The sequence below is a fragment of the Bartonella sp. MU70NMGDW genome, from assembly GCF_042194085.1.
Lineage (GTDB): Bacteria > Pseudomonadota > Alphaproteobacteria > Rhizobiales > Rhizobiaceae > Bartonella > Bartonella grahamii.
In genome coordinates this window covers 1-1319 of sequence record NZ_JBHIMK010000314.1, presented here as the reverse complement: position 1 = coordinate 1319, position 1319 = coordinate 1, and the positions used below count along the sequence as shown (strand labels likewise).

Sequence of the window (1319 nt, the reverse complement as noted above, 5' to 3'; positions counted from 1 at the left end):
TTAAAATTTGATCCAGCAAGTGCTTCTGCTCCTTTTGTGGCAACTTTAGTAGATGTCATGGGCATTATAATCTATTTTTCTGTAGCTTCCCTCATTTTGTCAGGAACTCTTCTTTAAACATGTAAAGTAAAAACTCTTTCTTCTGGAAAAATCTTGTCGTGTAACCTAAGATCTTTCCAGAAGAGAATAAACTTTATTATTTGTTTTCTAGCGCATCGCTCCATAGATAATTTATTATTTTTTATTGAATAACAACTCTGAATATCGTAAATTTACCTCATCATAAAGCTTTTTATATTAAATCAATTGAAGTCATCTTCTTGCCTGTCACAAACGAGATTGTATGTATAGCTGAAAACTATTCAAGAAAAAAATACTTCTTATATCCTCTCTCTCTCGTATCAAAAACTGTTGCAATATTGACAGCTGAGAAAGAATAATAATCATGATGCTATAGGCTTTATATTTCTTCACAAAGGCATTGATAGTATACTATTCGCGTATATTATATCATTTATGAGCCCTATCATGAAATGGATGTAGTGTACGTTAAGAAATCTCTCTTAAGTACATGTATATGCAACAGCAAGTGTATTCTGTTTAAAGCGTTCTGTTTGGCATGAAAAGCATGCTCCTATTAGAGAATGCGATAAACAAAAAGTGAGGCAATGCACTATCTCCATAGTTTAAAAGATATTGCTTAAATGCTTTTGAAATCATAAATTTGGCTTAACGGCAAAGATGGGAATTTTCTTTTGATGCCTTCATATTCTTTCTAAATAAAACTGTATTCCGGTTTCATAAATAAATCAAACAGATATAACTCTTGCCCCAATCTGGCATACAAAAACTAGAACTTCTTATAAAATTCTTAATCGTCTCAATATTTACCTCAAATACACGGTTGCATTAGATCTGGATTTGGATTGACACGTTATAGAATAAGAAAAAGCTTTATTTAGAATAAAAATGTTGTACAGTTGTCAATAAATTGGCTATGGACTGAGAGATATTCCGGATTTTATCAATCTCTTCGTAAAACAACAAAAATAATACGGCTAGCTTTATACTTACTTACTCTTACAAGCGTTCATATAAATTCCTTGCGTCATATTGATAACAATCAAATTGACGGTGATTTTTATGGACAATTCTTAGCTCGAAAATAGAACATACGTACTATAAAATCCTTTTACGAAGCTCTGGCAATTGAAGCTTAATAGAGCCTTAAAAACTCGGATGAATAGTTTTGCCATAAAAATATTGCCTCCATCTTCCAAAATTATAAAAAAACATGTAAAAGGTTTTTTAATAGTCAG

Annotated in this window: 1 protein-coding gene; it reads left to right on the top strand. The window is 31.1% G+C overall.

The features are described from left to right. A partial coding sequence (locus tag ACFIKE_RS10690) for a magnesium transporter (RefSeq protein WP_375649879.1) occupies window positions 1–117 on the top strand: 117 nt, incomplete at its 5' end. Between the last annotated feature and the right edge of the window lie 1202 nt (window positions 118–1319).